This window comes from Hymenobacter puniceus (genome assembly GCF_014333525.1).
Classification (GTDB): domain Bacteria; phylum Bacteroidota; class Bacteroidia; order Cytophagales; family Hymenobacteraceae; genus Hymenobacter.
In genome coordinates this window covers 143313-164443 of sequence record NZ_JACSCX010000005.1, presented here as the reverse complement: position 1 = coordinate 164443, position 21131 = coordinate 143313, and the positions used below count along the sequence as shown (strand labels likewise).

19 protein-coding genes are annotated in these 21131 nt (G+C 61.7%); 9 read left to right on the top strand and 10 right to left on the bottom strand.

Annotation, left to right across the window (positions count from 1 at the left end):
• The first annotated feature begins 2 nt into the window (after positions 1 to 2).
• Positions 3 to 653, top strand: a complete 651-nt coding sequence (locus H8B14_RS15020; RefSeq protein ID WP_187316473.1) for an NAD(P)-dependent oxidoreductase — start codon at positions 3 to 5, stop codon at positions 651 to 653.
• Between the two features lie 313 nt (positions 654 to 966).
• Here H8B14_RS15020 and leuS read toward each other — a convergent pair whose 3' ends face one another.
• The 3 genes from leuS to H8B14_RS15005 all read right to left on the bottom strand — a co-directional run bounded on the left by leuS (position 967) and on the right by H8B14_RS15005 (position 7537).
• Entirely contained in the window at positions 967 to 3744 is a 2778-nt protein-coding gene (gene leuS / locus H8B14_RS15015; RefSeq protein WP_187316472.1) for a leucine--tRNA ligase, read from the bottom strand.
• Between the two features lie 402 nt (positions 3745 to 4146).
• Positions 4147 to 5931 carry a sensor histidine kinase gene (locus tag H8B14_RS15010; protein WP_187316471.1) on the bottom strand — a complete coding sequence of 595 codons (1785 nt, stop codon included), beginning with the start codon at positions 5929 to 5931 and terminating at the stop codon, positions 4147 to 4149.
• Between the two features lie 247 nt (positions 5932 to 6178).
• A complete protein-coding gene (locus H8B14_RS15005) occupies positions 6179 to 7537 on the bottom strand; it encodes a sigma-54-dependent transcriptional regulator (protein WP_187316470.1) in 1359 nt (452 codons plus the stop codon).
• Between the two features lie 144 nt (positions 7538 to 7681).
• Between H8B14_RS15005 and H8B14_RS15000 the strand changes: the two genes are divergently transcribed.
• From H8B14_RS15000 to H8B14_RS14990, 3 genes are all read left to right on the top strand, one after another.
• The gene (locus H8B14_RS15000) at positions 7682 to 8071 is read left to right on the top strand and encodes a YbbC/YhhH family protein (protein ID WP_187316469.1); all 390 of its coding nucleotides are present in this window, start codon (positions 7682 to 7684) and stop codon (positions 8069 to 8071) included.
• Positions 8072 to 8139: 68 nt separating this feature from the next.
• Positions 8140 to 8364 carry a hypothetical protein gene (locus tag H8B14_RS14995; protein WP_187316468.1) on the top strand — a complete coding sequence of 75 codons (225 nt, stop codon included), beginning with the start codon at positions 8140 to 8142 and terminating at the stop codon, positions 8362 to 8364.
• Between the two features lie 18 nt (positions 8365 to 8382).
• Positions 8383 to 8814: a DUF3592 domain-containing protein gene (locus H8B14_RS14990; RefSeq protein ID WP_187316467.1), complete on the top strand. Its 432-nt coding sequence runs from the start codon at positions 8383 to 8385 to the stop codon at positions 8812 to 8814.
• Here H8B14_RS14990 and H8B14_RS14985 read toward each other — a convergent pair.
• The 7 genes from H8B14_RS14985 to H8B14_RS14955 form a co-directional block, all read right to left on the bottom strand.
• Positions 8811 to 9635, bottom strand: a complete 825-nt coding sequence (locus H8B14_RS14985; protein ID WP_187316466.1) for an ATP-binding cassette domain-containing protein — start codon at positions 9633 to 9635, stop codon at positions 8811 to 8813. The two genes, H8B14_RS14990 and H8B14_RS14985, sit on opposite strands and share 4 nt — an antisense overlap.
• Before the next feature lie 227 nt (positions 9636 to 9862).
• Positions 9863 to 10639, bottom strand: a complete 777-nt coding sequence (locus tag H8B14_RS14980) for an ABC transporter permease (protein ID WP_187316465.1) — start codon at positions 10637 to 10639, stop codon at positions 9863 to 9865.
• Between the two features lie 201 nt (positions 10640 to 10840).
• The gene (locus tag H8B14_RS14975; RefSeq protein ID WP_187316464.1) at positions 10841 to 12619 is read right to left on the bottom strand and encodes an OmpA family protein; all 1779 of its coding nucleotides are present in this window, start codon (positions 12617 to 12619) and stop codon (positions 10841 to 10843) included.
• A gap of 258 nt (positions 12620 to 12877) precedes the next feature.
• Positions 12878 to 13867 (bottom strand): hypothetical protein, encoded by a 990-nt coding sequence (locus tag H8B14_RS14970; RefSeq protein WP_187316463.1) that lies wholly within the window; start codon positions 13865 to 13867, stop codon positions 12878 to 12880.
• A gap of 129 nt (positions 13868 to 13996) precedes the next feature.
• Positions 13997 to 14704, bottom strand: a complete 708-nt coding sequence (locus H8B14_RS14965) for a hypothetical protein (RefSeq protein ID WP_187316462.1) — start codon at positions 14702 to 14704, stop codon at positions 13997 to 13999.
• A 203-nt stretch (positions 14705 to 14907) separates the two neighbouring features.
• A complete protein-coding gene (locus H8B14_RS14960) occupies positions 14908 to 15609 on the bottom strand; it encodes a spheroidene monooxygenase (protein ID WP_261990038.1) in 702 nt (233 codons plus the stop codon).
• Positions 15610 to 15847: 238 nt separating this feature from the next.
• Positions 15848 to 16360: a pyridoxamine 5'-phosphate oxidase family protein gene (locus H8B14_RS14955; protein WP_187316461.1), complete on the bottom strand. Its 513-nt coding sequence runs from the start codon at positions 16358 to 16360 to the stop codon at positions 15848 to 15850.
• A 145-nt stretch (positions 16361 to 16505) separates the two neighbouring features.
• Between H8B14_RS14955 and H8B14_RS14950 the strand changes: the two genes are divergently transcribed.
• The 5 genes from H8B14_RS14950 (at position 16506) to H8B14_RS14930 (ending at position 21092) form a co-directional block, all read left to right on the top strand.
• On the top strand, positions 16506 to 17114 hold the full coding sequence (locus H8B14_RS14950; RefSeq protein ID WP_187316460.1) for an acyl carrier protein phosphodiesterase: 609 nt from the start codon (positions 16506 to 16508) through the stop codon (positions 17112 to 17114).
• A gap of 68 nt (positions 17115 to 17182) precedes the next feature.
• Entirely contained in the window at positions 17183 to 17509 is a 327-nt protein-coding gene (locus H8B14_RS14945) for a hypothetical protein (RefSeq protein ID WP_187316459.1), read from the top strand.
• Between the two features lie 166 nt (positions 17510 to 17675).
• A complete protein-coding gene (locus tag H8B14_RS14940; RefSeq protein ID WP_187316458.1) occupies positions 17676 to 18671 on the top strand; it encodes an aldo/keto reductase in 996 nt (331 codons plus the stop codon).
• Between the two features lie 152 nt (positions 18672 to 18823).
• On the top strand, positions 18824 to 19735 hold the full coding sequence (locus H8B14_RS14935) for a helix-turn-helix domain-containing protein (protein WP_187316457.1): 912 nt from the start codon (positions 18824 to 18826) through the stop codon (positions 19733 to 19735).
• A 295-nt stretch (positions 19736 to 20030) separates the two neighbouring features.
• Positions 20031 to 21092: an aldo/keto reductase gene (locus H8B14_RS14930; protein ID WP_187316456.1), complete on the top strand. Its 1062-nt coding sequence runs from the start codon at positions 20031 to 20033 to the stop codon at positions 21090 to 21092.
• Positions 21093 to 21131 lie beyond the last annotated feature (39 nt).

Below are 21131 nucleotides of genomic sequence, written 5' to 3'. Positions count from 1 at the left end.
CTATGAAAATTGCCCTAATTGGTGCCACTGGCTTTGTTGGCTCCCGCATCCTGGCCGAAGCCCTGCAGCGCGGCCACCACGTAACCGCCCTCGTGCGCGACCCTGCCAAACTCACCCAGACCTCCGACCACCTGACCGTGGTAACCGGCGACGTAACCCATATCGACGAAACCGCCCGCCAGCTGGCCGGCCACGACGTGGTTATCAACGCCTTCAGCGCGGGCTGGACCAACCCCAACCTCTACCACGACTTCCTGGAAGGCTCCCGCGCCATCGAAGCGGCCACCGTGCAATCGGGCGTAGCGCGGCTGGTGGCTATCGGCGGGGCCGGCAGCCTCTACCTCAACGGCCAGCAGTTGGTCGATGGCCCGGACTTCCCGGCCGACATCAAGCCCGGCGCCCAGGCCGCCCGCGATTACCACAACGAGCTGAAAACCAACGACACCCTCGACTGGACGTTCCTCAGCCCCGCCATCGAAATGCACCCCGGCATCGACACCGGCCGCACCGGCCACTACCGCCTCGGCACCGAAAGCCCGGTCTTCAACGCCGAAGGCCGCAGCATCCTCTCCGGCGAAGACCTGGCCGTAGTGGTCCTCGACGAAGTAGAGCAGCCCAAGCACAGCCGCCAGCGGTTTACCGCGGCGTACTAAAGCGTTGCCACTAGACCGTCATTCCGAGCGAAGGCGAAGCCGGAGCTGAGGAATCTCGCGTGCTGACATTGCCAAAGCAACCGTCATGCTGAGCTTGCCGAAGCATCTCTACCGCTTCGTGTGGGCGGTTCACTAGCCCAGGGTTTAAACCCTGCGCTATGAAGCGGTTATCGGTGTAATGCTATTTGATTAGTCAGCGGTAGAGATGCTTCGACTGCGGCTGTGCCTTCGCTCAGCATGACGTTCTTACTTAAGCCAAAAAGGCCCGCCGGAGAATCCGGTGGGCCTTTTTGCTATTGATTAACAGCTAAAACTACACTACCACGTTCACCATGCGGCCGGGCACGACGATGAACTTCTTGGGCTCCTTGCCGTCGGCGAAGCGGGGCAGGAAGTCGGAGGCGCGCACGGCGGCTTCGATGTCGGCGGGGGTGGCGGTGGCGGGGAACTGCAGCGTCTCGCGCACCTTGCCGTTGATGGCCACGGGGTAGTTCACGGTGTCTTCCACCAGGTACTCTTCCCGGAACTCGGGGTACTGGGCGTGGCTGATGCTGCCGGCCGGGTGGCCGAGCTGCTGCCACAGCTCCTCGGCCAGGTGCGGGGCGTAGGGGGAGAGCAGCAGCACCAGTGGCTCCAGGATGGTGCGCTTGTGGCAGTCGAGGGCCGTCAGCTCGTTCACTGTAATCATCAGGGCGCTGACGGTAGTGTTGAATGAGAATTTCTCGATGTCCTCCTCCACCTTGCGGATGGCCTTGTGCAGGGCCTTCAGCTCCTGGGGTGTTGCGGCCTCATCGGTTACGGCGAAGGTGCCGTCCTGGGGGTGGTAGAGGCGCCAGAGCTTCTTGAGGAAGCCCGCCACGCCGCTCATGCCGTTGGTATTCCAGGGCTTGTACTGCTCTAGCGGCCCCAGGAACATCTCGTACAAACGCAGCGCATCGGCCCCGTACTGACTTACCAGCGTATCGGGGCTAACTACATTGAACTTGCCTTTCGACATTTTCTCAACTTCCCAGCCGCACACGTAGGTGCCATTATCTTCCAGGATGAAGTCTGCCGAAGTATAGTCTGGACGCCACTTTTTGAAGGCGTCGGTATCCAATACATCATTGTTGACGATGTTCACGTCAACGTGCAAAGCGGTTGTTTCGTGCTGGTCTTTCTTGCCGGCCGTTACAAACGTATTGGTGCCGTTGATGCGGTACACGAAGTTCGAGCGGCCCAGAATCATGCCCTGGTTGATGAGCTTCTGGAAGGGCTCGGGGGCGGATACCACGCCGAGGTCTTTCAGGAACAGGTGCCAGAAGCGGGAGTAGAGTAGGTGACCCGTAGCATGCTCTGCGCCACCCATATATAAATCCACTTGCTGCCAGTACTGTTCGGCTTCCTCGCCCACAAAACGACCGGTATTCTGCGGGTCCATGTAGCGGAGGTAGTACCAGCTGGAGCCGGCCCAGCCGGGCATGGTGCTCAGCTCGTACTCGTAGAGGCCCTTGTATTTCCAGTCCTTGGCGCGGCCCAGGGGCGGCTCGCCGGTTTCGGTGGGCTTGTACTCGTCGATTTCCGGGAGCACCAGCGGCAGGTCGGCTTCGGCCACGCCGTAGGCGGTGCCTTCCTTATAGTAAATCGGGATGGGCTCGCCCCAATAGCGCTGGCGGCCGAAGATGGCGTCGCGGATGCGGAAGTTGGTTTTGCCCTTGCCGATGCCGCGCTGCTCCAGCTCCCCGATCAGGGTTTGGGTGGCCTGCTTGTAGTTCTGGCCCTGGATGAGGCCGTGCAGGTAGAGGCCGTCCTTGGTGGGGTCAGCCTGCTCGTCGATCTGCTGGGCATCCACTACCTGCGTGATGGGCAGCTGGAAGTGCTTGGCGAATACGTAGTCGCGCTGGTCGCCGGAGGGCACAGCCATTACCGCGCCGGTGCCGTAGCCGGCCAGCACGTAATCGGCAATCCAGATCTGGATGGGCTCGTTGCTGAACGGGTTGAGGGCGTAGGAGCCGGTGAAAGCACCGGAAACCGTCTTGGTGTCGGCCATCCGGTCCCGCTCCGAGCGGCGCTTGGTGGCATCGATGTAGTCTTGGATTTCCACCTGCTGCTCCGGCGTGGTCAGCTCCTGCACCAACTCATGCTCGGGCGCCAGCACCAGGAACGTGGCACCGTAAATGGTGTCCACGCGGGTCGTGTAGACCTTGATCTGTGCCTGCTCGTGGCCCTGCACCGCAAAGGTTACCTCGGCGCCGATGCTTTTACCAATCCAGTTGCGCTGCATTTCCTTCACGGCGTCGGGCCAGTCGAGGGTGTCGAGGCCCTGGAGGAGGCGGTCGGCGTAGGCCGTGATGCGCAGGTTCCACTGGGGCATCAGGCGGCGCTCCACGGGGAAGCCGCCGCGCTCCGAGAGGCCGTCTTTTACCTCGTCATTCGACAACACCGTGCCCAGGCCGGGGCACCAGTTCACGTAGGTGTCCTGCTGGTAGGCCAGGCGGTAGGGGTGCACGGCCTGCAGGCGCTGCTTTTCCGAGAACAGCTTCCACTGGCCCGCCGTGAAGCTGTGGCGCTCCTCGTCGTCGCCGGCCGCGCGGATACCTTCGCTGCCGTTCTGCTCGAACTTCTCCAGCAGGGTTTTCAGCGGCTCGGCCTTATTGGTGTCGAGGTTGTACCAGCTATTAAACAGCTTGAGGAAAATCCACTGCGTCCACTTGTAGTAGGCCGGGTCGGAGGTGCGCACCTCGCGGCTCCAATCGTAGCTGAAACCCAGGGAGTTGAGCTGTCGGATGTAGGTGTCGATGTTCTGCTCGGTGGTCAGGACCGGGTGCTGGCCGGTCTGGATGGCGTACTGCTCGGCGGGCAGGCCAAACGAGTCAAAACCCATAGGATGCAGCACGTTGAAGCCGCGCAGGCGCTTGTAGCGCGACACGATATCAGAGGCAATGTAGCCCAGCGGATGGCCCACGTGCAGCCCCGCCCCGCTGGGGTACGGGAACATATCCAGCACGTAGTATTTGGGCTTGTCGGAGGCGTTATCGGCCTTGAACGTCTGCTGATCTTTCCAGTGGGCTTGCCACTTCTTCTCGATATCCTGGGGATGATAGCCGGGCATAGGGTTCTGCTGCGTGTGAAGCGGCGAAATTACGGGCAATTGCTGGGAATGGCTAATGGGGCTTCACCCCCGGCCACCTATCCTTCAGCGAGGGGGGGGGCTGACGATTGTGAGTGCTGGAGTGTTTCGCTTCCGGTCAGGAGGTGTTTTGCTTTGGTCGGAGGTGGTCTAGGGGCCGATGGAACGGTGTAGAGACGCGACACTTTGCCTCTCTTCGATGAACAGCTGGGGCTGAGCCTGATCAAACAACATCACCAACGACGAGACGCGAAGTGTCGCGTTTCTACACCGTTCAACGGCGCGAGATTTGACCAGTCAGCTGGCGAAAAAGCCAGCAGACCGGCGGGCGTCCTCGTTCTGCCGGCGACCGGCCCGACAACTCCGATAAGCCGCCGGACCGTTCTACCCGGCTATGGGCAGGGTGAAGCGGAAGTGGCTGCCCTGCGCCGGCTCACTTTCCACCCACAGGCGGCCGCCCTGGGCTTCGATGAACTCGCGGGAGATGCTGAGGCCCAGGCCCGAGCCGCCTTTGTGGCCGGAGGCGTTGGGCACTTCCGAGAAGCGCTGGAAAATCCGCTCGTGGAACTCGGGCGCGATGCCGGGGCCGCAGTCCTGCACGCTGATGGTCAGCTCGTGGGGGGCGTGCTGGTCGGCGCGCACGCAGAGGTCGGCACCGCGTGGCGAGTAGCGGATGGCGTTGGCGAGCAGGTTGATGAGCACCCAGGTGGTTTTTTCCACGTCGGCGCGGGCGGCGGGCAGGGTGGCGGGCAGCTCCAGGCGCAGCTGCAGTTCCCGGTCGTCGAGTTGCGGGCGCACGGTGTCGATGGCGTAGTTGACCACCTGGGCCAGGGTAATGGGCTGCACGTCGAACTGGATTTCGGCCCCGGCATCGAGCCTGGACACGGCCAGCAGCTGGCCCACCATGCCCAGCAGGCGCTGGGTTTCGTCGCCGATGCCGTCGGCCAGGCGCTGGCGCTCGGCGGGGTCGGTGCGCTCGTCCTGGAGCAGCATGAGGCTGAGCTTGATGCTGGCCAGCGGTGTCTTCAACTCGTGCGAAATGGTGGCCAGGTAGTTGGACTTCACCTCGTCGAGCTTCTTGAAGTCGGACACGTTGCGCAAGCTCAGAATATGGCCCACAAACTCCGTGCGGCCGGTTTCGCGGTTGCGGCTGACGATGTGGCTGAGCGAAAGCTGGTAGTAGGCCGCCTCGCCGTCGTTGGGGCGCGTGATGGTGAGCAGCACCGGCGTGGGCACCTCGCCGGCGCGCCCCGCCGGCTGCTCCAGCAGCGGCCGAAACAGCTCCCGCAGCAGCTCCGATTCCCGGCTGAGCGCTTCGGCCTGGTGGCCCACCAGGTCGGCGGCCTCGCGGCCCAGCAGCTGGCGGGCGGTGGGGTTGGCCAGCAGCACAGTGCGGTCGGGGTCGAGCAGGAGAAGGCCTTCGTCGAGGTGCTCGATGAGACTTTCCAGGCGGCTGCGCTCGGTGGCGAGGGCGGCGCGGGTGGCGCTGCGCTGGTCCTGCATGTAGCCGAAGGCGCGGTTCAGGGCCAGCGCCACGGCGCCCACTTCGTCGTTTTTGGCAATGGAAACCTGCGTGGCCGGGCCCGGACTGGCCACGTCCTCCACGTCGGCGGTGAGGCGGCGCAGGGGGCGCAGCACCACCCGCGGCAGCCGCACCAGCAGCGCCAGCCCCAGGGCCGCGCCCAGTGCCATCAGGGTGGCCACTACGCGCCGCGCCCGTACGGCAGCATCGGCAGCGTGCTCGTTTTGCCGGTTGAAGGACGTGGCGTTGAGGGCCATCATGCGGTGCGTGCCGGCGCGCAGCTCGCGCAGCGTCTGCTGCTGGGTGGCGGCGGGGGCGTGGTCATCCACGAGGCGCTGGTAGTCGGAGAGGCGCTGGGTGAGGGTGTCGACCAGCTCCAGCTCGCCGGGCTCGGTGATGTTGGTGGCTTCGCGGGTGAGGGCCCGCCGCAGCTGTTGCAGCGGCGCGGCGGCCGTTGGCTGCTCCTGCAGCTGCGCCAGGGCCTGCAGCATCTGCGCCCCATACTCCACCGACCGGAAATTGGCCTGCTGTATCCCCCGCGCCCCGCCTTCCAGCTGCTGCAGCGAGTAGAACGCAACTCCGCCCACGGATAGCAGCAGGGCCAGCAGGGCGAGGATGCTCAGGCGGATTTTGAGTTTGAGGGACATGTTTGTAGGGTGGGAGGGTATGGGGGTAGGAGGGTGGGAGTTGGGAAGTTTAGGGGGGTAACTGTCATCCTGAGCGGAGCGATGGACCTTATCACGCCTGAACAGGTCGTTATAACGAGGTTCCCGCAGAGGACGCAGAGGTTTGGCGCAGAGGTCCGCAGAGTTGTTCTGGCGTGGCAAGGTCCTTCGGCTGCCGCCTCAGGATGACAGATAAAAACTCCTGCCCTCATACCCTCACGCCCTACAACTACAGCCCATATTCCTGCACCTTGCGATACAGCGTTGTCAGGCCAATGCCTAAGCGGCGGGCGGCTTCGGTTTTGTTGTTTTGGCACTGGTGGAGTACCTGGCGGATGTGGCGGGCTTCGAGGGCGCGCAAGCTTTGGTCGGCGGGGTCGGCGTCGGGGCTGAGGGGGGCGGGCAGGGCGTGGAACTCGTCGGGGAGGTAGCCGGCGGCGAGGGGCTGGTCGGCGGGGGCGAGGATGGCGGCGCGCTCCAGCACGTTTTTCAGCTCGCGCACGTTGCCGGGCCACTCGTAGCGGCTGAGCAGCGCCAGGCACTCAGGCTCCAGGCCCGGCAGGCGCTTGCGCAGCTGGGCCGCGAAGTACTGCAGGAAGTGCGCGGCCAGCAGCGGCACGTCGGTGGTGCGGTCCTTGAGCGGCGGCACGTCCAGCGTAAACACCGACAGGCGGTAGTACAAATCGGCGCGGAACCGGCCCTCGGCGGCTTCGTGCTTGAGGTTGCGGTTGGTGGCGGCCACAATGCGCACGTTCACGCTGCTGGGCTTGGTGTCGCCGAGCTTGGTGAACTGCCGCATCTCGAGCACCCGCAGGAACTTGGCCTGCACGTTCAGCTCCAGCTCCCCGATTTCATCCAGAAACAACGTGCCGCCGTTGGCTTCTTCCAGCAGGCCTTTTTTGTCGGCCAGCGCGCCCGTGAAGGCGCCTTTCTTATAGCCAAACAGCTCGGATTCGAGCAGGTCGCGCGGGAAAGCCGAGCAGTTGACGGCCACAAACGACTTCAGCTTGCGCGGACTGGCCTCGTGGATGGCCTGGGCAAACAGCTCCTTGCCGGCGCCGGTGGGGCCTTCCAGCAGCACGGTGCTGTCGGTGGGGGCCACCTGGCGGGCCAGGTCCTGGGCGCGGCGCAGGGCGGGGGCCTGCCCAATCATGCTCTCGAAGCTGTAGCGCTGGCCCATGCGCCGCTCCAGCTCGGCCACGCGGCGGCGCAGGCGGGCTTTTTCGGCGGCGCGCTCTACTACCACTACCAGCTGCTGCTCGTAGTCGCCCTTGGTGAGGTAGTCGAAGGCGCCCTGCTTCATGGCCCGCACGCCGTCGGGGATGCTGCCAAAGGCCGTGAGCAGCACGATTTCGATGTCGGGGGCCTTGGCCTTGAGGCGCGGCATGAGGTCGACGCCGTGGGCGTCGGGCAGCTTCACGTCGCAGAGCACCACCAGCACTTCGTCGGCGTGTTGCTGGAGCAGCTCCAGGCCGCGGGTGGCATCGGGGGCCTGCAGGGCGGTGTAGCCTTCCAGCTCCAGCACCCGCGCCAGCAGCTGCCGCAAGCGGGCTTCGTCATCGATGAGCAGGAGGGTTCCGGTGGGCATTTTTGGAAATTAGTAATGAGTAATTAGCAATGAAGAATTGGGGGCTTTGGGTGCGAAAGTATCGGCTTGTTGGGTAAATAGCTGGATGAACAGTAGGGGCGAAATATATTGCACCCCCTACAACGCCCTTAACGAGTCCTCGCCATGTCTACAAGCTTATTCTCTTTTTGTATAGTTGGCCTGCTGACAATCAGCATCAACAGTTTTGCGCAGGATGAAAGGCACAGCATACTGGGCCGGGAAGTAGCCCGGGAAGAGCTGCAGGAAATCCTGAAAAACAAGCCTGCCGTGGCCATAAATACTGTTGGCCAGTCTTTACCAGACAGTGCGGCTGCATTGCGTGTAGCGGAGCCTATCTTGTTTCGCACGTATGGGAAAAAGCAGATTTTGAAACAGCAGCCTTATGAAATATATCTGATTGATAACTACTGGATACTGATGGGCACGCTCCCTGAAAATTGGCATGGTGGCACGTTTACCATCGTACTAAATTCTCAAAACGGGCAAATAATAGGACTGAAACACGGAAAATAATGACTCAAAAAAATATAGTAGAATGCTGTAACCACGGTAATAGGTATCCAGCTTACGTTTGCCAACATTTGAATACGCACGCACCAGTGGGTTTTTATGAACCCTTCGCATCCGATCTAGCTAAGACTTATCCTGATGGTGAGTTGAATGCATGGTGCGATATGTGCGATGAAAAACTGATGGAAGTAGGCGAATGGAATGATGAATCAGAGTCTTTTGCTCAGATCAAGCTTATTTGTGATGCTTGTTTCTTCGATATGAAAGAGTTGAACTTAGGCCGTCGGTCAGGGTAAGCACAACTAGCGCACCACATGGATTTTTCAACTGATATGTTAGCCCCGCTGGCCTTATTTCTTGCGAGTCCTTTCTTTTTTATATCTGCATATAAGGAACGGAGGAACCGGCTGTTTTTTCAGCAACAGGGTATTCAAGTGGAAGGCATTATTATCAGGATAGAAGAGGAATTAGACAGCGAAGACAACACAACCTATCTTCCTATTATAGGTGTATTCATTAATCAACAATGGATTTCTCTTCGGTATGAGTGCGGTAACGCATTCAGCAGTTTTAAAACTGGGCAGACTGTTGCTATTCGTTACAACCGTGAAAATATCAACGATTTTATTGTTATAGATGACGAGAAAACGTGGTTTGAATGGCTGTTTGCAGCAGTAGGAACAGGCTTTTTGTTGGTTAGTCTTATTTGGTGGATTCGTTTGCAAGCTTCTACCACTCTGCCCTAACTCCCCCGAATTTCCTCCTTCAGATGCTCCACAAACCTAGCAAACTCCGGCTCGGCTTCCACGTTTTCGTGCCAGGCGAGGCCCATTTCGGCGAGGTTGTATTGGTGTTCGGGGGTGATGGTGGCGCCGGGTAGCAGCTGGCCGCTGGCGTCCCGCTCATAGCCCAGCAGCCAGAGTCGGTCACAGAGGGCGGTGGTGGTTTGCAGGTCGTGGGAGACGATGACGACGGTGTTGAGCTCGTCCATGGTGGTGACTTCGAGGATGATTTTGCGCACCTCGTCCATCATGGCCACGTCGAGGCCGGAGAAGGGCTCGTCGAGCAGGATGAGGTGGTCGGAGCAGAGCAGCTGCTGGGCAATGGCGGCGCGCTGGCGCTGGCCGCCGGAGAGGTGGGCGGGGTACTTTTTGCGGTGCGGCGCGAGCTGGAACCGGTCGAGGTAGGCGTCGGTCTGGCGTTGGGCTTCGTCGGGCGGGTATTTGCGGGCGGCGGCCACCAGCAGGTTGTCGTGGAGGGTGCGGTGGTGGAAGAGCGGGTAGTGCTGCTGCACGAAGCCCACGGCGCCGGGCGCTACTGGCTGCTGCGTTTCGCCCACCCGCACCGCGCCGCGGCTGGGCGGTATCAGCCCCGCCATAATGCGGCACAGGACCGACTTGCCCAGCCCCGAGCGGCCGTAGAAGCCCACCACCTGCCCCTGGCTCAGGCCCGGCCGGCACACATCCAGCACCTGCGCCGAAATGTCGCGCAGAATGGTTTCCCCGTTGAATTCCATGGACACGCTCTCGAGCGTGAGGACGGGGGCTTTGTAGAAGTAGGGAGTCATGGGATAGGGTATGAGGGTGGGAGGGTGTGGGGGTAGGAGTTTTTGGCGTTTGTCATGCTGAGCTTGCCGAAGCATCTCTACCGCTTCGTTGCAACGATTGGCCTCACCCCCTAGCCCCCTCTCCCGTGGAGAGGGGGAACTAGCTGCTAGCTTTTTTAGAGCTAGTGTTTTTTTCTAGAACTAGTCCCCTCTCTCCACGGGAGAGGGGGCTAGGGGGTGAGGTCCCGTTACCGCGCCACGCTCAGCGTGGAATAGGGAAAGAACACTTTCCGCAGCAGGCCAAATGCGTAGTCTTGTGCCGCGCCGGTGGCTAGGATGACGAGCTGGATGGCTACTACGTCGTCGAGGTGGAGGTAGCGGTTTTGCTTGTAGAGCAGCAGGCCGATGCCGCCTTCCGATTGGTAGAGCGTCTCGACGAGCGTAATCATGGTCCAGATGATGGCGAAGTTCTGGCGCACCACTTCCAGCATGTCGGCGAGCTTGCCCAGCACTACCACTTCCCAGAAGCTGCGCCACTCGCCGAGGCCCAGGGTGCGGGCGTGGTCCATTTCCTGCTGCGTGGTGGTCAGAATCACGCTGGTCATGCCCGTGACGAGGTAGACGGTGGTGGCGAAAATCAGCACCGTAAGCTTCACCTGGTGGCCGGAGCTGAGCAGCAGGGCCATGAAAAACGTGAGGCCCGTGAGCGTGAGGTAGCGCATTTTGGACGCCGCGTAGGCCAGCGGCCGGAAAAACGGCAGCGCCGTGAGATAGGCAATCAGCAGCGCCAGCACCGTTGCCACGGCCAACGACTGCAGGGCCGTCAGCATGCTAGCCCACAGTTCCTGAATGAGGCCCTGGCTGGTGGTGAGGTCGGCGAGGGCGCGCAGCACGTCGGTGAGGGAGGGGAACAGCTGCAGCGGCATCCAGAGCCAGAGCAGCAGCACCACCAGGCCCTGCGCGCCGGCCATGAGCAGCAGCGTGCTGCGCGGCGGCCGGGCGTTGGGGGTGAAGAGGGATTTCATGCGGTGAGGTGGTGATGAGGGTATGGGAGAACGTCATGCTGAGCTTGCCGAAGCATCTCTGCCGCTTCGCTGGTCGGCCTCACTAGCCCAGGGTTTAAACCCTGGGCTATGCAGCGGTTATCGTTGTAATGATTGGGTTAGTCAGAGGTAGAGATGCTTCGGCAAGCTCAGCATGACGATCTGCACCTCACCATCTCACCACTAATTCCCCAGCACGATTTCCACGCGGCGGTTTTTGGCTTTGCCGACCAGGGTGGCGTTGCTGGCCAGGGGCTCGGTGGGGCCGTGGGCGTAGACCTGCACGCGGCCGGCGGGGAAGGCGCTGCGGCTGCGCTGCTCCAGCCAGTGCTGCACGGCCAGGGCGCGGTCTTCGGAGAGCTGCTGGTTGCGCTGCGGGTCGCCTACGTTGTCGGTGTGGCCGTGCACAGCTACTTTCAGGTTGCCGGCTACCACCAAGTCGTTGAAGAGCTGGTTGAGCTCCCGCTCGGCCACGGGCGTGAAGGTGCTCTGGCCGGTGTTGAACTCGATGTTCCAGGCGCGCTTGCTCACGCTCTGCCGGATTTCATCGTCGGCGGCAAACTGGCGGGTTTCGGCCGGGGCAATGGCTTTGCCCTTGTACTGCGCCTGCAGCTGGCGCAGCGGCGCGAGGTCCAGCATCTGCTCCAGCGGCACGTAGCTGGGCAGCTCCTTGGGGTAGAGCTTGCTTTGCACGTCGCCGAAGGTTTTGTACACGGCCGCGTAGATGTTGGTGCCGCCTTCATTGAGGCCGAACAGGGCCAGGTTGTCGCTGAAGTTGAAGGCCTTGCTGCCGCCCAGCTCCACCACCTCGCCGTTGCGGTCGGCCTCGCTCACGCCCTTGTAGTAGCGCAGCCAGTAGGCGCCGGGCTTGTCTTTGTCGCCGTACACCTCACTGGAAATATCGGCGGCGCGGCTCAGGGCTTCGGGGTGATATTTCACCTGGTCGCCGGCCACGGCGAAGGCCGTCATCAGGGCCGTTACCTGCTTGGGGTGGGCCTCATACCAGCGCTTGGTGGTCACCATGATGTTGGGCATCTGGTTGGAGTAGTCCTTGGTGGACACGATGGTGACGAGGCCGCCTTTCTGCTTGGCAATGTTCACGTCGCCGGGCGTCCAAGTGGCTACGGCGTCGGCGGGCACGTCCACGGTCACGCCGGTGTTTTTGCCGTTCACCACTTTGGTGCGCTGCTCGGCCTTGCCGGTGATGTACTTCTCGGCGGCAACCAGGAAGTCGGTGGCGGCCATGAAGTTCACGGCGTCGGGGTCGTAGGTGGTTTCGTCGGGGTTGACCTTAAGGCCGTTGTCGGCGCACCACTTCAGGGCAATGTTCTGGTCGCCGTCGCGCAGGTAGCAGGCAATGGTTTTGCCCAGCGCCAGCTTGGGGTTGTTGAGCCAGGCTTTGGGGCCCATCAGCTTGTCTTCGCCGAAGCTCTTACCCACCGAGTACGGGATGATCTGCAGGTCGGTGCCGGCTTTTTCCAGCTGGGTCTGCACCGCCGAGAAGGCCGGCAGCCCGTCGCCCATGATGCTGACAATCAGGCCCGGCGTGTCGGGGTTCTGGTCGAGGTCCAGGGCGTTTTTCACCAGGTCGGCCTGCATCTTGGCCACGTCGTCCTGGCGCACGATCTGCATGTCGATGCCATTGGCAGCCAGGCTGGAGCCCTGCGTGGTGCGCGGGCCGCCGTTGGCCAGCATGCCCGCCATCTGTGAGTTCCAGGCCATCACCTCCCATACCACCGGGGTGCCGGTGCCGGCCGGAGTTTCGGAGGGCAGCGGCGCCAGCGGCACCGCCACGTTGGTGCGCGAGCCGGCGGCGGTGGCCGGCAGCTCAATGGAGTTCAGCAGCACCGATTCTGTGGCGGCCTTCTTGAAGACGATGCCACTGGATACCAGTTTGTTGATGCTGAAGTACAGCAGCGCCGCGATGAGGACGCCCAATACAAATTTACCGCGAGTTGTCATGGTTGGTTATTCGTTTTTGGTTGGTTGTTTTTTTGATGACGTCAGGCCGTCCTGTTGAGCTTGTCGAAGCATCTCTACCGCTTCGTTGGCTAGCTCTAGTCGCCTCACCCCAACCCCTCTCCGAAAAAGGAGAGGGGGCTCTAGTTTTAGTTTCTAGTATCGTTCTGGCGGATTTACCACCCCGCCCTTTGGGCACCCTTCCTTGAAAAAAGGAGGGGAGTTTTTTAGCTTCTAGCTCCTCACTCCTGGCTCCTTCCCTCAGTCCAGCAGGCTGCGGAAGGCGTCGTTGGTGGCGGTGAGCTGCTGGGCGGGCGTGGTGGGGGCGGGCTTCTCGTCGAGCAGGGCGTTGAAGTCGCCTTTCTGATACTTTTCGAGCAGGCGCTGGCCCTTCTCGCTCATCACGCCGTTCTGGATGTCCATTTCCTTCACGAATTCCTGCGAGTAGCGCATGGCCTGCTTGATCTGGCCGAGCTGCTGGGCCATGTCCTGGGCCACCCGGTCAGTGGCCAGGTCGAAGAAGTATTTCTTGTCCGGGTCGCCGCGCAGGATGTTCATGGCGGCCCGCATGCCGCTACTGGTGCGCTTCACCAGCTGGTACTCGTCCTTGAGCAGGTTCACCTTGAACTTGCTGCCGTCGATCTGGCGCAGGGCGGCTTTCAAGATCTGGCGCATCACCAGGCTCACGTTCTGGGTGGTAGTGAGCATGGGCTGCAGGCGCTGGTTGTAGTCCTGGAGCTGGGCGGCGCGGCTGGCGTACTGCTCGGCGGCGTCGGGCTCGCGCTGGCGGGTGGCGGCATCGGCCAGGGCCAGGTACTCGCGCATCTGCAAGGTGTTGGCGTCCAGCTTGCGCTTCACCAGCTCGTGCGCACCCTCTACGTGGCCTACTTCTTCCTCCATCTTGCGCGCCTCCTGCGAAGTGCTCTTGATGTAGTCTTCCATGATGCCGATGGGGTCGGTGTTGACGAAGATGCCGGCGGCGGTGCGGAAAATGCGCTGCCCGGCGTACCACAGCCCCGCCTTCACGCGCGGGCTCGTGAGCACCAGCCAGGCCGCCAGCAGTACGCCCAGCCCGATACCCAACTTCACGGTATTAAATACCACGTCGACCAGGAAGGGCACAATTGTGCCCCAGCAGTAGACGCCAGCCCCGGCCAGCCCGGCCAGAAATACCCAGCCGGCTACCTTCTCGGGCTGCTGCCACTTGGGCAGTTCGCCGGTTTTAAAATCGGGAGTGGAAAGAGAGTTCATGTCTTTAAGGTGATGAGGTGACAGGTGAAGGGGGTGATGGGGTGACAGGTGAAGGGGTGAATGGGAGAATGGGTAAGAAGTGGTGTGTGCTGCCAAGTGTGAGGTCTGTTCACCATTCACTTCATCACCTCACTTCAGCAAAAAGCTCTGCACAGCCTGCTGGTGGGCTTTTAGTTCGGCGGCGGCGGTGGCGTGGGCCAGCTCGTAGGAGGCCAGGGCAGCGGCGGCTTTCTGCTGCTGCTCCTGTAGCTGCTGGCGCACGGCCTGCAGGCGTTGCTGAGCTTCTTCCAGCTGCCGGGCCAGGTCGGCGAGGCCGGTTTGGAGCTGCTGCTCCTGCTGCTGCAGCTGCACCAGGGGGCTGGGCGGCACGTTCGGAATCCGGATTTCGCCCACCTTCTCGCGGTGCCGCTCCAGAATGCTGTTGCGGTCCGAGGTCAGCTTCAGCTCAAACTGCTCGGCCGATTTCAGCAAAGCCGGCAAATCCAGGCTGGTCACGGCGGCAAAAGCGTTGAAGGCCGTCTGGTACAGAATCGGGCCTGAAAGGCCGCTGGCCTGCAGGCTGCCCACCATTTTGGTGAAGGCCATGAAATCCTTGCCGTCGCCGGCCAGCAGCTGCCGGATGTGGTCGAGGTGGCGCTGCTCGGGTTGGAGAGGCAGGGGCGGGGCTATGGGCGGCGCGGCCAGGGTGGCTGTGGGTGGGCTGGCCAGCGGAAAAGGAGCCGCTGAAGTTCCCGGCAAAGGCCGGGCAGCTGCTGGGGCTACTGAGGGCCCGCCTGGGGAAGCTTCCTCAATAAAGAAGTCTTTGGCAGCTTTGGCAATGTTATCGAAGAGCGGCATGGTTGGCGGCGTTTGGAGGATAAATGCCTATTGCCAAACCAGATGCCGTCCGCTACTTTGCCAGGTATATGTGATTGTAAGTGTTTGATTTATAGATAACAAAAATAAATCCTCGCCCGGGCCAGAGCCAAGCGAGGATGCGCAAGCCTACCAAAACGGTAGGGTGTTTTTCATTTCAGCAGGGGCTGCGTGGCCGGCTTACGTTAGTCCGCCAGGGGGGTGCGGCCGTCCCAGGTGCCTTCGGTGCGCAGCACCCGGAAACGGGCGAACATCTCCTCGCCGTACCAATCCTCCTGGCGAGTGAGGCGAATTACTTCCTTGTGTTTTGGGCTGCGGTAGGCGTAATCCTGCATGGCCTGGGCTGATTCCCACACACTCACGGTGGCCTGGCGCACCACCGGCAGCTCGCCCAGCCCGATGGCGGCGCGCACGCCCGGTGCTCCGGCAATGGTGGCACTCACGGGGGCCACGTAGCGCCAGAAGCGCGGTGTTTTCCGCCACCGGATGGAGGCGCGCGTGAGCACCAGCACAGGCCCGTCGGCGGCGGTGGCGGGTAGGTGTTCGGCTGGATACTCGAACGGATTCACCCCGTCCCAGAGGCCATGAGACTTGAGAGGGGCCAGCCAGGCCGTCCAGATTTCCGAGGTGCGCTGCCGGTACTGCTGCCATAGCGCGTGCCTCTCAAAGAATGCCTGCGCGGCTTCCTCCGATTCCCACACGGCCATAAAACCGTAGCGCAGCAGATTAGGCAGCGCCCCGAAGCCGCTCGCGCCGCTGCCCAGCAGCTTCTGAAACCGCAGGCCCGGCACGCGCTGCAAGGGCCGCTGGGCGGTGCCCATCTGCGCAAAGCCCCAGCGCCGCTGGTTGGGCAGGAGAGTGAGAATAGAGAGGGTAGTGAAAGGCAAGGGGATGATTTAGAGTTAGAGGCTAGTTCCCCTCCTTGGAAAGGAGGGGGTAGGGGTGGTTGATGCTTTCAGAGCGATACTAGAGCTAGTTACATAGTTGATGTTCAACGATTGTCAACCACCTCTAGCCCCTCCTTTCAAAGGAAGGGAAATAACTTTTAGCGCTAGTTGAACTGTTAAAACAACAAAAAAGGCCCGGAATTGCTTCCGGGCCTTTCTATATAAAAGCAGACGAAACCTACTTCACTTCTACTTTGGCGTGCTCGTTCACGTCGTCGGAGGTGCTCCGCTCGCCGGTGGCCAAGGCTTTCACGTAGGCGGCGGCTTGGGTAAGCAGGCTACTGGGCGTGTCCCAGTACTCGCCTTTCTCGATTTCCACTTTCAGGATATAGATGCTCTCGTCGTCTTTGCCTTTGGGGAACCAGGCGCGCATCGGCTCACTCCAGAGCTTGTCGATTTCGGCCTGGTCGCGGTAGGCATTGGCGCGGCCTGATACCGACACATAGACATTGTCTTCAGGGTTGCCGTAGCTCAGATTGACGTGGCTGTCCTTTTTTACCTCGTATACTTTGGCCGAATCCTTATCGGTCAGGAACACCAGGGCGCTGCTGCCGTCGGGCTTCTGGGTGAACATGGGGCGGCTGCGCAGGCTGCCGTCCTGGTCCTGGGTGGTGAGCATAGCAATGCGCACGTCCTTGATTTTTTCGAGCAGTTTGCTTAGGTCGTTGGTGACGTTGGGTTGCGTGGACATGGGAAGCGGTGTTGGGAAAGAAGATAGAAATCAGCGAAAGAGGCGGCCGAATACGGGCCGGGCCTGTTTGCTAGTACGGCCAGGCACTGCCCTGGGTTGAGCCCAACCGTACCGCCGGCCGGATTTTGCCGACCTTTCGCCCCGCATGAATTTCCTCGCTCACCTGCTGCTCTCCGGCTCCCCCGCCACCACCCCCGACTACGAAGACCTCGTCATCGGCAATTTCGCCGCCGAGGCCGTGCGGGGCCGCGCCGCCCTCGAGGCCTACCCGGCCGCCGTGCAGCGCGGCATCCGCCTGCACCGCTTCATCGACTCGTTTACGGACAGCCACCCGGCCGTGCGCCGCACCACCGCCCGCCTGCGCGGGGCCGGCCTGGGCAAGTGGGCCGGCGTAGTGTCCGACGTCGGCTTCGACCACCTGCTGGCCCGCGACTTCGCCCAGCATCACCCCGAAGAGCCACTGCCGCAGTTTGCGCAGCGCCAGTACCAGCTGCTGCACCAGCGCCGCCACGAGCTGCCAGAGCGGTTGCAGCACATGCTGCACTACATGCGCCAGCACGACTGGCTAACCGGCTATGCCCACCCCGAAGGCCTGCACCGCGCCCTGCTGGGCCTCAGCCGCCGCGTGCCTGCCGCCGCCGTGCTGGCCATCGGGGCCGCCGCGTTCCTGGCTGAGCTGCCGGCCTACGAGGCAGATTTTCGGGAGTTCTGGCCGGAACTGCGGGCGGGGGTGGGGTCGAATGAGCAGTTGTGAAAAATGGATATGGCAGGGCAAGACTTCTGAATCCCGTAAATTGGAGTTGATATACTCATCACATTCTTATGCTCCCTAACGACGTTTCGCCAACTCCCAAGCCGCCGGCCCCTCACCAAACTTCCGGCTTACGATTCATCGTGAGGTCGGGTATAGCTGGCCTGTATAGCTGTGTTATTTTAGCCGTGGCCCTAGCGCTTGGCATGGCCGATTACACAAAGGGAAATGATAGTAAGACATTTGTTAGAAGCGAAACGACTTTTGTAATGGGGTTAGTTTTTGGAGCATTTGCGTTGCTTTACTATTTCTTAATGAAACAGTATCTGGATGCTCTGGCGGTACTGCTGGGTCTACTGCCGTTACTGTTTTTTGCCTCGATTATGATTATGGTTTGAGTTCAGAGGGGTAGCTTCCTGATTTTAACTGCTGTGTCTTCGATGTGCATCTGCCACCATCACTGCGGTTTGTATTGCAGATGCGCGGGTTTGTATAGCTGCGGCAGGGCGGCGGGGTAGGACCTTTGTAACGGAAAATACGTCACCCTTTTACGACTCCGTTACGATGAGCAACCTCAAACGAGTACCCCTGGGCAGCCAGGGTTTGGAAGTACCAGTAGAAGGCCTGGGCTGCATGGGCATGACCAGCGGCGTGAATGGTATGAGCGTGTATGGCGAGGCCGACGAGCCGGAAAGCTTGGCCACCCTGCACCGCGCCCTGGAGCTGGGCGTGAACCTGCTGGACACCGCCGACCTCTACGGCCCGCTGCTGAATGAGCAGCTGGTGGGCCGCGCCATTGCCGGCCGCCGCCCCAATGTTATTCTGGCCACCAAATTTGGATTCGAAGTCGATGACAGCGGCACGTTTACCGGCCAGCTCAACGGCCACCCCGCTTACGCCCGCAAGTGTCTGGAACGCTCCCTCCGCAACCTCCGCACCGACTACGTGGACCTCTACTACCTGCACCGCCAGGACCCCCAGGTGCCCATCGAGGACAGCATCGGGGAGATGAGCCGCTTTGTGGAGGAAGGCAAGGTGCGCTACCTGGGCGTATCAGAAACGCCAGCCGAGGTGCTGCGCCGCGCCCACGCCGTGCACCCCATCACGGCCCTGCAAACCGAGTATTCGCTCTTCGATCGGGGCGTGGAGGAAACCGGGGCCTTGCAGGCGGCGCGGGAGCTAGGCATCGGCTTCGTGGCCTACTCGCCGCTGGGCCGGGGCTTTCTGTCGGGCGACATCAAGAGCCCCGACGATTTCGAGGCCAGCGACTCGCGCCGATTTTTCCCGCGCTTCCAGGGTGAGAATTTCTACAAGAACCTGGAGCTGGTGCAGAAGCTCGAGACCCTGGCCGCGGCCAAAGGCGTGACTTCGGCGCAGCTGGCGCTGGCCTGGGTGCTGGCGCAGGGCGTGGTAGTTATTCCGGGCACCAAGCGTCGCAAGTACCTGGAGCAGAACGTAGCCGCCGCCCAACTCACCCTCAGCCCCCAGGAGCTGGCCGAACTGGAAGCCAGTATGCCAGTCGGCGGTGCAGTCGGCGCAGCGTACCCGGAAGGTTTTTAGGGTCCGGCATGATGTAGAGACGCGACACTTCGCGTCTCCTCGTTGCTGAAGTTGTTTATCCTGCGCGGTACCAGCCGTTCAACCACGAGGCGCGAAGGTTCGCGTCTCTACATCGTGCCGGCCTATCTTGTCTTTTCTTTGTTCTTCTATATATGAAACCAGCCGCTCAGCCTTTCCGCCTGCTTGCCTCGGTGAGCGACTTCGCCCAGCATTTTGGGTTTCCGTCGCCGGTGCATCCGTTGCTGTCGGTGATTGATTTGTCGCAGCACCGCAACCCACCCGTTACGGGGCCGGCGTTGCGGCAGCTCTACATCATCACCCTGAAAAAAGGGCTTAAGGGCCGGCTACAGTACGGGCACCGCACCTACGATTTCAGTGAGGGGGTGCTGGCCTTCTACGCCCCCGGCCAGGTGTGCGCCAGCGACCCATCGATAGATTTGTCGGAGCTGGAGGGCTGGATGCTGGTGTTCCACCCCGATCTGCTGCTTAAGCACCCGCTGGGCCGGAAAATCCTGGGCTACACCTTTTTCTCCTACCAGGTGAGTGAGGCCCTGCACCTCTCGGCCCGGGAGGAGCAGCTGCTGGAAGGCCTAGTACACACCATCCAGGCCGAGCACGAGCAGCCGATTGACACGTTCAGCCAAGACGTGCTGGTGGCCCAGCTCGACGTGCTGCTGAGCTACGCCAACCGCTTCTACCACAGGCAGTTCCTCACGCGCCGCACCGCTGAACACGACCTGCTAACCTGCTTCGAGCAAGAGCTACACGACTACTTCGCCCAAAGCGCCGAGCGGCCCCTGCCCACTGTGCAGCATTTCGCCGACGCCCTGCACGTGTCGCCGGCCTACCTCGGCGACATGCTGCGCACCCTCACCGGCCAGAGCACTCAGCAGCACATCCATCAGACGCTCATCGAAAAAGCCAAACAGCTGCTGCTCAGTACCTCACTATCCGTGAACGAAACGGCCTACCAGCTGGGCTTCGAGTATCCGCAGTATTTTACCCGCCTGTTCAAGAGCAAAACCGGCTTTACGCCCGCCGCCTTCCGGCTGTCGGTGCAGTAGGAGCGGGTAGGTTACGGCTGAACCTAAAGGTAATCGTCACGCTCGTAGACCGTCATGCTGAGCTTGCCGAAGCATCTCTACCGCTTCGTTGAGTACTATAGGTCAGACTGAATACCGTCATGCTGAGCGCAGCCGGAGGCGAAGTCGAAGCATCTCTACCGCTTCGTTGAATACTATATGATGATTAGCCAGCGGTAGAGATGCTTCGCCTGCGGCTGCGCCTTCGCTCAGCATGACGTTTCCATTGTGTTCCTGCCGCACTCCATTAACGGCTCCACTTTACACTCTTTTTCCAATGCAACTGACTGATTTTCGCACCCTGGGCCGCTCCGGCCTGGTGGTGAGCCCGCTGGCGTTGGGTACCATGACGTTCGGCACCCCACACTGGGGTTCTTCGGACGAGGAATCGGGCGCCATTTTCCGGGGCTACGTGGAGGCCGGCGGCAATTTCATTGATACGGCCAACGTGTACGCCAAGGGGCGCAGCGAGGAGCTGGTGGGCCGCTACGTGACCGAGGGTCAGCTGCGCGACCAGCTGGTGCTGGCCACCAAATCGGGGTTTCATAGCGGGCAGCCGGGCAACCCGCACGGCGGTGGCAACGGCCGCAAGAGCATCCACCAGGCCCTGGAAGCCTCCTTGCGCCGCCTCCAGACCGACTACGTGGACCTGTACTGGCTGCACGTCTGGGACATGGTGACGCCGGTGGAAGAAGTGCTCCAGACCCTCGGCGACCTGGTGCAGGCCGGCAAAATCCGCTACTTCGCCTTCTCCGATATTCCGGCCTGGTACGCCACTAAGGCCGCCACGCTGGCCGCAGCCCACGGCATTCCGGGCCCCATTGCCTTGCAGCTGGAATACTCGCTGGTGGAGCGCAGCATCGAGCACGAGTACGTGCCCGCCGCCCGCGAGTGTGGGTTGGGCATCACGCCCTGGAGTCCGCTGGCGGCCGGGTTTCTGGCCGGCAAATACCAGCGCCCCAACGGCCCCGACACCAAAGCCCGCGGCGAAGGCCGCCTCGCCGGCCCCAATCCGTTTCAGGACAGCAAGTTCACTGAGCGCAACTGGCAGATTCTGGCGGCGCTGCAAGCCGTGGCCGCCGAGCTAAACCGACCGCCGGCCCAGGTGGCGCTGGCCTGGGCCCTGGCGCAGCCCGGCATTACCTCGCTCATCCTGGGGGCTAGCCAGCTCGCGCAGCTCCGCACCAACCTCGCCGCCCTCGACCTGCACCTGACCCCGGCCCACCTGCAGCAACTCCATGATGCCAGCGCGCTTGCTCCGGCATTTCCCTACGCCATTTTCACGCCCGCCATCAACAAAGGCGTTTTCGGCGGCGCTTCCGTGCAGGGTTGGCAGTAGGGTGGTCGTTTAGGGCCGTTGAACGTCAGACAGTAGCGC

Bases quoted from the DNA above. Each gene is read 5' to 3' on its own strand.
- H8B14_RS14965 (WP_187316462.1), bottom strand. From the start codon at position 14,704: ATGCCGCTCTTCGATAACATTGCCAAAGCTGCCAAAGACTTCTTTATT.
- H8B14_RS14975 (WP_187316464.1), bottom strand. From the start codon at position 12,619: ATGACAACTCGCGGTAAATTTGTATTGGGCGTCCTCATCGCGGCGCTG.
- H8B14_RS14970 (WP_187316463.1), bottom strand. From the start codon at position 13,867: ATGAACTCTCTTTCCACTCCCGATTTTAAAACCGGCGAACTGCCCAAG.
- H8B14_RS14955 (WP_187316461.1), bottom strand. From the start codon at position 16,360: ATGTCCACGCAACCCAACGTCACCAACGACCTAAGCAAACTGCTCGAA.
- H8B14_RS15010 (WP_187316471.1), bottom strand. From the start codon at position 5,931: ATGTCCCTCAAACTCAAAATCCGCCTGAGCATCCTCGCCCTGCTGGCC.
- H8B14_RS14945 (WP_187316459.1), top strand. From the start codon at position 17,183: ATGCTCCCTAACGACGTTTCGCCAACTCCCAAGCCGCCGGCCCCTCAC.
- H8B14_RS14940 (WP_187316458.1), top strand. From the start codon at position 17,676: ATGAGCAACCTCAAACGAGTACCCCTGGGCAGCCAGGGTTTGGAAGTA.
- H8B14_RS14990 (WP_187316467.1), top strand. From the start codon at position 8,383: ATGGATTTTTCAACTGATATGTTAGCCCCGCTGGCCTTATTTCTTGCG.
- leuS (WP_187316472.1), bottom strand. From the start codon at position 3,744: ATGCCCGGCTATCATCCCCAGGATATCGAGAAGAAGTGGCAAGCCCAC.
- H8B14_RS14980 (WP_187316465.1), bottom strand. From the start codon at position 10,639: ATGAAATCCCTCTTCACCCCCAACGCCCGGCCGCCGCGCAGCACGCTG.
- H8B14_RS15020 (WP_187316473.1), top strand. From the start codon at position 3: ATGAAAATTGCCCTAATTGGTGCCACTGGCTTTGTTGGCTCCCGCATC.
- H8B14_RS15005 (WP_187316470.1), bottom strand. From the start codon at position 7,537: ATGCCCACCGGAACCCTCCTGCTCATCGATGACGAAGCCCGCTTGCGG.
- H8B14_RS14950 (WP_187316460.1), top strand. From the start codon at position 16,506: ATGAATTTCCTCGCTCACCTGCTGCTCTCCGGCTCCCCCGCCACCACC.
- H8B14_RS15000 (WP_187316469.1), top strand. From the start codon at position 7,682: ATGTCTACAAGCTTATTCTCTTTTTGTATAGTTGGCCTGCTGACAATC.
- H8B14_RS14930 (WP_187316456.1), top strand. From the start codon at position 20,031: ATGCAACTGACTGATTTTCGCACCCTGGGCCGCTCCGGCCTGGTGGTG.
- H8B14_RS14985 (WP_187316466.1), bottom strand. From the start codon at position 9,635: ATGACTCCCTACTTCTACAAAGCCCCCGTCCTCACGCTCGAGAGCGTG.
- H8B14_RS14935 (WP_187316457.1), top strand. From the start codon at position 18,824: ATGAAACCAGCCGCTCAGCCTTTCCGCCTGCTTGCCTCGGTGAGCGAC.